The sequence below is a fragment of the Pseudomonas sp. LPH60 genome, assembly GCF_030718165.1.
GTDB lineage: Bacteria > Pseudomonadota > Gammaproteobacteria > Pseudomonadales > Pseudomonadaceae > Aquipseudomonas > Aquipseudomonas danubii.
The window spans coordinates 1-6172 of sequence record NZ_JAVAJH010000018.1 but is presented as its reverse complement, the minus strand read 5'-3'; the positions used below and the strand labels follow the sequence as shown (position 1 = coordinate 6172).

At 52.0% G+C, this 6172-nt stretch carries 11 protein-coding genes and 1 pseudogene; all 12 read right to left on the bottom strand.

Going from position 1 to position 6172, the window contains the following annotated elements; genetic code table 11:
• Window positions 1-71: 71 nt before the first annotated feature.
• Window positions 72-467 (bottom strand): hypothetical protein, encoded by a 396-nt coding sequence (locus Q8O96_RS30945; protein ID WP_305950110.1) that lies wholly within the window; start codon window positions 465-467, stop codon window positions 72-74.
• Window positions 468-540: 73 nt separating this feature from the next.
• Entirely contained in the window at window positions 541-756 is a 216-nt protein-coding gene (locus tag Q8O96_RS30940) for a hypothetical protein (protein ID WP_305950109.1), read from the bottom strand.
• A 5-nt stretch (window positions 757-761) separates the two neighbouring features.
• Complete coding sequence (locus tag Q8O96_RS30935; RefSeq protein WP_305950108.1) at window positions 762-1037, bottom strand: hypothetical protein; 276 nt, start codon at window positions 1035-1037, stop codon at window positions 762-764.
• A complete protein-coding gene (locus Q8O96_RS30930; protein WP_305950107.1) occupies window positions 1025-1390 on the bottom strand; it encodes a hypothetical protein in 366 nt (121 codons plus the stop codon). The genes Q8O96_RS30935 and Q8O96_RS30930 overlap by 13 nt, the downstream gene beginning before the upstream one ends.
• Before the next feature lie 353 nt (window positions 1391-1743).
• Window positions 1744-2274: a hypothetical protein gene (locus Q8O96_RS30925; RefSeq protein WP_305950106.1), complete on the bottom strand. Its 531-nt coding sequence runs from the start codon at window positions 2272-2274 to the stop codon at window positions 1744-1746.
• Window positions 2275-2650: 376 nt separating this feature from the next.
• Window positions 2651-2845, bottom strand: coding sequence for a hypothetical protein (locus Q8O96_RS30920; protein WP_305950105.1), 195 nt, complete (start codon window positions 2843-2845; stop codon window positions 2651-2653).
• Between the two features lie 42 nt (window positions 2846-2887).
• Window positions 2888-3154, bottom strand: coding sequence for a hypothetical protein (locus Q8O96_RS30915; protein WP_305950104.1), 267 nt, complete (start codon window positions 3152-3154; stop codon window positions 2888-2890).
• A 74-nt stretch (window positions 3155-3228) separates the two neighbouring features.
• Window positions 3229-3450 (bottom strand): TrfB-related DNA-binding protein, encoded by a 222-nt coding sequence (locus Q8O96_RS30910; protein ID WP_305950103.1) that lies wholly within the window; start codon window positions 3448-3450, stop codon window positions 3229-3231.
• A 61-nt stretch (window positions 3451-3511) separates the two neighbouring features.
• Entirely contained in the window at window positions 3512-3850 is a 339-nt protein-coding gene (locus Q8O96_RS30905) for a hypothetical protein (protein WP_305950102.1), read from the bottom strand.
• Window positions 3851-3932: 82 nt separating this feature from the next.
• Entirely contained in the window at window positions 3933-4283 is a 351-nt protein-coding gene (locus Q8O96_RS30900; RefSeq protein ID WP_305950101.1) for a hypothetical protein, read from the bottom strand.
• 221 nt (window positions 4284-4504) lie between these two features.
• Window positions 4505-5563 carry a DNA cytosine methyltransferase gene (locus tag Q8O96_RS30895; RefSeq protein ID WP_305950100.1) on the bottom strand — a complete coding sequence of 353 codons (1059 nt, stop codon included), beginning with the start codon at window positions 5561-5563 and terminating at the stop codon, window positions 4505-4507.
• 56 nt (window positions 5564-5619) lie between these two features.
• Window positions 5620-6172: pseudogene (locus Q8O96_RS30890) on the bottom strand (hypothetical protein); the annotation flags it as partial.

The window sequence follows — 6172 nt, the reverse complement described above, 5'->3', positions numbered from 1 at the left end:
CCTGGGCAAACGGCTGGTGACAGATCCAGGCGCCGGCACCGGCCGCGGTGTCGCCACCGAGCCTAGTGGCATCAACTGACCAAGAATCGAAGCAGATCCCATTGATTCAACACCGCATCAGTGCCTAGCACCGACGAAGCCATGTCACCATGATGCAAAGCATTGATACACACCGCATTGTCGTTTCGAGCCTGTGTAACGACTCTCAAGACGTCAACCCGGGACTTGTTAGAAAGATCGGTTACACATTCGAGTTGAAGTCGCATGACTTCCGCATCCAGCCACTTTTCAAACTCAACGCGCAAGACAATTTCTGCGCGAACAGAAGCCTCTAGCTCAAGCTTCTTCATTCGTGCGCTTGCTTGTTCTGATGCGGCCTTAGACCGCCCATAAGTGATGAAATCAGTTACTGCGTTGGTGACAGTGACTTGGGCTGTGTAAATTCGGTTTAAAATAGACTTAGCCATACTCCAATCCTCTAATAAAGCTTGGCATGGTTAGGCAGGTTCAGACGTTGCAGCGTCTGGACCTGTCGCTATCTCATCTCTTCCAATCCAGAAAAGAAGGGCTGATTACAAGATTCGGTGAGAGCATCAGACTGCCGGGCGTGACGTTGACACCAAACGAGCCTGAGACAGGTAGACCACCGATGTTATGCATGCGGTAGCCTGTCCCGCCGTAGTAATAAGGGCCACTTGCACAACCTGTAAGAAAAACAACCAACGCAAAAACTGCGAGCCGCAAAGTCATTTTCATGAGCCTTATCCTCGAGCAGTAAGCTCGCCCTGGTCTGGTGACCAGTTGAGCATTTCAACAGTCACGATTTTGAAACCGATGTCGTAAAGGGCTTTCAACGCGGTGACAGCCTTTCCGAACAGGCGAGGTTTCCGGCCCGCGTGCAACACCAACACAACGAGGTCGCCGGATTTGGTATCTACAGTGATGTAAAACTTTTTGCCCTGGGCAACGATGCGAGCAGCTGAAAGTCCGCCACTTTTGAAGGTCGTGCGCAGTTGCTCAAGGGTCATGCCTTCCATTTTTCAGCCTCATGCTCATCACCTGGAGAGACGGACTCAATAATGAAGTCATCTATTTCAGCCAAGTACGTGTGTGGTTTTCTGTCACTCGACAGCAATGCGGAAAGCTCCCATTGAAGGGGTAAAGCGATTTCCGCGTTCAAGTTGTCTTCAATCACCCCAAGAAACGACATACGACAGAGGTCTGCATTGATATCTACTGCTGCGAACTCACCCAGGAACGCGATAAAGCGAGCTTCGCCTTCGAAACTGAGCCCATGAACCTGTTCGTAGGTAGAGCCTTCCTGGCAGTTTTTTTCGCAATGAAGCGCTACGTCTTTTGCTAGTGCTAATTTTCCCGATAGTTCTTTCATGTCAGTCTCCAACCCAAGCTCAGAATGTGATGTCAAAGCTGATAAGACTTGGCCCTGGCCATACTGCCTAAACGGCGCTTCTGAATGCCATTCCGCACAACTCAACATGCCAAAGCATAGCATTTTGGATTTCAAATAAACAGCTTTTGGCGCTTGAATCGATCAATTTAAACGTCTATTCCAGTAATCTAATGGCATAAAAAAACCGACTTGACGTCGGTTTAGAGGTACATAGAGCACAAGTGGAAGGCAATCTGATAGGGCAGGGGGGCTTCTTACTTCTTTTCAATGCTGAGGATTAGCCTGCCATCAAGCAAGCCAAACCCGGAGACTGCTATCCAGATTCCCTTGCTTCATTCCTGAGCGTTTTCAAATAATTTTCGTAGTGATGCAAGAACGCCAGGAAACACCGCAAAAATCAATGTAAAGAACAAACCTGTAACCGCGATAAATAACCCAAGACTTGCCGTTCTGCTCATCAATCCTTCTGCGTTTGATCCTCCTTCAACAAAATACATAGAAGTTCCAACCAAAGTAACCAATGGGCTCGTAAGATAAGAGATTCGCTTACTATTCCTTCGATTGCGATAGATCCCGATAAGTATTGATCCACTCCCCCAAATCGCGATAAAAGCCCCAATATTACTGGTAACTTTTATTGGACGGTTCTCTACAAATTCCTTACGGGCGCCCATGTAAGCCATTCTATCTCTAAGCGCGGCTGCAAAGCATTGGTCAAAGGGTTCGACTCCGCACTCTTCAACTGTCGGCAGCGATGGCGTCGGGCCTTGTTCTAGTTCTGCTGCGGGCCAATTAGCACACAAGCCAACTATCATAAAGCAGCTCCAAGCGACTAATACTAGTTTAAGCCAAACGTTTTTCATTTTCCCCTAATCCTCGAGTAGTAAACTTGGCCTGGATGACCGAGCCGCGGTTTAGTCGACCGCGACTCGGTACCACTCAACAGCGTTTTAGCTCGCCAACGCCTGCAAGATCATCTGGCGTTGCACTTTGTTGCTGGCCTCAACGTAACGGGCCAGCTCATATGCTCCAAGTTTGCGAAGTTCGGAAAGCTTCATCTGACGGATTCGGGTATAGTCTGCGTCTGACATGGCGAATACCTTTTTTGCGTAGGTTCGGTGTGTTACGAGCGCCAGGGTGGTCGAAGCCCCTGGTGCTCATTTTTAGAAGGAAAATCCTCTCCCCTCTACGTCTTCAGCCCCGGTTTTGAGAGCCAGGGCTTGTGGTGCATCTGAAGGATCAATCGCAAGCGTCGTCTGCGTGGGCCGCCTCAATGATCCTTGCAGCGGTCTGCCGTGCATCCATCCCCATGCCCCACGATTGCTGCATGTAGAACGGCTGCGCCTCAACAATGCCCGATGCGTCGGAATGACTGATGGCCATGGTTTCGGCCACTGCCTCAGCTACAGCACCTTCCCACTCGAAATACTTCATGACTACTTTCCTTAGAAGCCCCGGCGCGCCGGGGCGGACTGATTAGAAGGTGACAACGCTAGTGGTATAAGCCTGCCTGACATCGCCATCACCCCAGTTCATTTCGGGATGATGCTCTTCGGAAACCTTCGCGCCAGGAGTCGAACGAACAAGATCCGCAGCTACTGCGCGATGGTTCTTGCCGCTGACAATCACCAGATTGTCGTCATTCCCAAAGGCCACTGCGCGAGCAACAAGAATACGGATATCGCTGCCGTATACTTTCTTGGCAGAAGCGTTGATTGCGGTGATGGTATTTGCGAGGCTCATCCGAGTGCCCTCCAGGGCAATGTTGGTTCGATGAGCCTATTGTATTACTCTAGAATAATACTCGCAACACCTTTTCAGTCTCCCGCCGCAAATACTCCGCGCATCAGTTCATAAGCCTCTGAGAAACGTTTCACTGTCAGATGCACAGTGCTGCGGCTAGCTCCAGTCTCGCGCATTGCCTCTGCCTGCGGTTTACCGTCTACCAACACGCGGCGAGCGGCGCGATTGCCTGCGCTTGCCGGGTCGCCGCGCATCAGCTTCACCAAGGCGTCGTATTGGTCACTTGTCATTGCCATCAAATGATTCTCCGAACTATGTCACCCTGGCGAGCGCAGACCATTGCCATTGCACGGTAGATCATCGGTAGTTCCTCGGTTTCAGGTCGATATCGGTTTCTTGATTCATCGGTTTTCCTTGATCCTCACATAAGTAGTTACCGTGCTCACCAGGATTCGGAATTATCCCCAGTCCCTTGCCTCTTCTGCCTACACGCATGGGCGGTAGCACGGCGTCGGCGTCGGCGTCGAAGTCGGCGTACAATCGCATCCGTGCGGATCGAGAAGATAGTTTACGGACAGCAAAAACGGCTGCCCCGGCGAAGCAAAACGAGCCGGCAGCAAATGCACCTAAGATCACGTCACCCAGGGCGACGCTAGCGACAACCGTCAGTACCGCGACCACCATCAGAATCTTCATTTTGAAGCCCTCAACTCTCAAGCTCCCCATACTGTGCAAACCACGCCAAGCGCAAAACCCTGCACCAAAAAGCTCTTTTCCTTCATGCCGGAACGCGACGATTCATCACGTCGCGCTCTACGTAGTATTCAGCGCTGTCGCGATAAGTGAAGGTCGCGACTTCTGCGCCGTTCCAAGTGACGATAAAGGCGCGCGGAAAGCCTTCGGGGTTTTTCTGTTCGATTGCGTAAGCCATCGTCGTTTCCCTCAGTCGGTTGTTCAGCTCGATCAGCTGCTGGTCGAACTGCTCGACCAGCGCGCTGTATTCTTTCGACTGCCAGCTTTCCAGACCGCCAGCACTCAACACAGTCAGGCAGTAATCTTTCTGCCCCTGCACTGAAAGGATTTCGTCTGCTATCAGTTGCTGGTAGTGGTTCATCACGAATTCAGCCATTCATCGAAGGACTTCACCGGCCAACCGAGATTGGTTGCGCACTGCACATACACGTTGTAGCGGTCACGTAGGCTTTCCATTTGGTCGATCCTCACAGGTTCGTTTCGATGGGCTCATTGTATTACTCTAGAGTAATTCATGCAATGTGTTTTCACTCCTTCTCCGCAAAAACTTTCCGTATCAATTCATACGCCTCCACATATCGCTTGACTGTCAGATGCTTAAAACATATTACGCAAAGCTACCTTTGCGGCTTCGTCATCCATGTCGTAATAGGCGTCATCAATCACGGTGCTGATTTCATTGGGCGTCATTCCTACTGCAAGGGCATGACGCAAAAGGCTTGAATCAAGGCGGTCATATTTGCCGGAAATTGCAAGAACCGGGTTGTCGAGAGCGTTGTTTGCCAAAAAGAAACCATAAGCAAACCCTTCTGGCGTTTCACTCCTTGCATTTTTTGTCGCCGCACTTTTACCGCCAAACTTCTTGTGCATTTTTGATCCATCAACAGGCTCAACTGGCGCTATAGGAAGATTCCCATTGAACCTGCCCCATATCAGGGTTTTTTTCGTGTAAGGATCGCCCAAGTGGCATGGGTCGAAAGACAACCGCCAGGGCGGCAGACCGCTAAGTTTTTCAATACGACCCACGGGGTTCTCTATAGCCCACACTGAAGGCCGGTAGTATTCGATGGTTCGAAGAGTCTGATGGACCAGTTCGACGGCGGCGACGGTTCTACCATCTGCGTCTTTTGCGGCAAAGTGACGGGCTCCGCTTGTTGCAAACTCCGTGCATGGGCAGGCGGCCAGGACCGCGTAAACCTCCAACCCTTCGAAATCGCCGAAGTAGTCGCCAAAGAACCCGGCGCCGAACTCGGTGACGTCGCCGGTGATTGGGTTATCTTGGATGTCGAACCGAAAGACGCTGTAACCAGCTTCCTCCCAGGGACGCGACCAATTACCTGTGTGGTCGAACAGCGATAACACGACCTTGCCAGCATTCGGGTGACCACTGATTAAAGCCTGGGCACGAGCCTGGCTCTTCCAATGCTCAACGCGATCCCGAGCGGTAGCTTGCGCCATCCAGCCCGCAGCCCTGGTGTAGCGCGCCACCGAGTCAGCAAGACGCACAACCTCATGCGTAGAAGGAGCGTCGAACAAATGGTGCTCCAAATCAGCCCGTTCAAGAGCGGATTGAAACTCACTGGAAACCTGTTCCAGCTCAAAGTCATCAACTCCCGGTATAGAGAGCAACAGGGACTCGTTTATTTCGGCTTGCATCTGTGAATCCTCGATCTTTGAAACAGGTGCCCCGCCTGGGGAGCACCTGGGGCCGGTCAGCCGTAGAAGGTCACGCGGACGGGCTTACCATCCCACTTGTGCAAGTCGCCATGCCAACGCTTGCCAGCGGTAATGGTGTGCTTGCCAGTCGCCCGGCGCATTTCCTCTTTTGCATCGGGATCGAACTCGCCCGGCTTCGGCTCACTGTGCCCGGTCATGCTTTGATCACTCTTCTCGGTCACGTTCGCACGGATCAAACGCACTACCACACTACGTTCGGACGGCACACGGACAACATGAAAGAAACTCGCGTTTGTCTGCTCGTAGCCCCACACGCTAACCATGATGTCGCCCTCGACCAGCTCATGCGCAGTCTGTAGACGGGCACGCTTGAAGTCTTCGCACTCAGTTTCCTGGGCCACATAGTCAGCAAGAGTGCGATCACGGGATTTCGCATCTGGGAAGACGATGCAATGGGAAGGCTTGGACTGGCGCCCCTTGTACGTGATGAATGCAGGGCCTTTGTTTGACTGGTAGCAGTAGGCAACCACCGCCGCGGCCGGATAATCGCGGATTTCGGAGTTTTGAGGTACATAGCGTGCCTTCACA

Excerpts from the sequence above, each read along its gene's own strand:
- Q8O96_RS30915 (WP_305950104.1), bottom strand. The coding sequence starts at position 3,154 with ATGAGCCTCGCAAATACCATCACCGCAATCAACGCTTCTGCCAAGAAA.
- Q8O96_RS30895 (WP_305950100.1), bottom strand. The coding sequence starts at position 5,563 with ATGCAAGCCGAAATAAACGAGTCCCTGTTGCTCTCTATACCGGGAGTT.
- Q8O96_RS30900 (WP_305950101.1), bottom strand. The coding sequence starts at position 4,283 with ATGGCTGAATTCGTGATGAACCACTACCAGCAACTGATAGCAGACGAA.
- Q8O96_RS30925 (WP_305950106.1), bottom strand. The coding sequence starts at position 2,274 with ATGAAAAACGTTTGGCTTAAACTAGTATTAGTCGCTTGGAGCTGCTTT.
- Q8O96_RS30920 (WP_305950105.1), bottom strand. The coding sequence starts at position 2,845 with ATGAAGTATTTCGAGTGGGAAGGTGCTGTAGCTGAGGCAGTGGCCGAA.
- Q8O96_RS30905 (WP_305950102.1), bottom strand. The coding sequence starts at position 3,850 with ATGAAGATTCTGATGGTGGTCGCGGTACTGACGGTTGTCGCTAGCGTC.
- Q8O96_RS30930 (WP_305950107.1), bottom strand. The coding sequence starts at position 1,390 with ATGAAAGAACTATCGGGAAAATTAGCACTAGCAAAAGACGTAGCGCTT.
- Q8O96_RS30940 (WP_305950109.1), bottom strand. The coding sequence starts at position 756 with ATGAAAATGACTTTGCGGCTCGCAGTTTTTGCGTTGGTTGTTTTTCTT.
- Q8O96_RS30935 (WP_305950108.1), bottom strand. The coding sequence starts at position 1,037 with ATGGAAGGCATGACCCTTGAGCAACTGCGCACGACCTTCAAAAGTGGC.
- Q8O96_RS30910 (WP_305950103.1), bottom strand. The coding sequence starts at position 3,450 with ATGGCAATGACAAGTGACCAATACGACGCCTTGGTGAAGCTGATGCGC.
- Q8O96_RS30945 (WP_305950110.1), bottom strand. The coding sequence starts at position 467 with ATGGCTAAGTCTATTTTAAACCGAATTTACACAGCCCAAGTCACTGTC.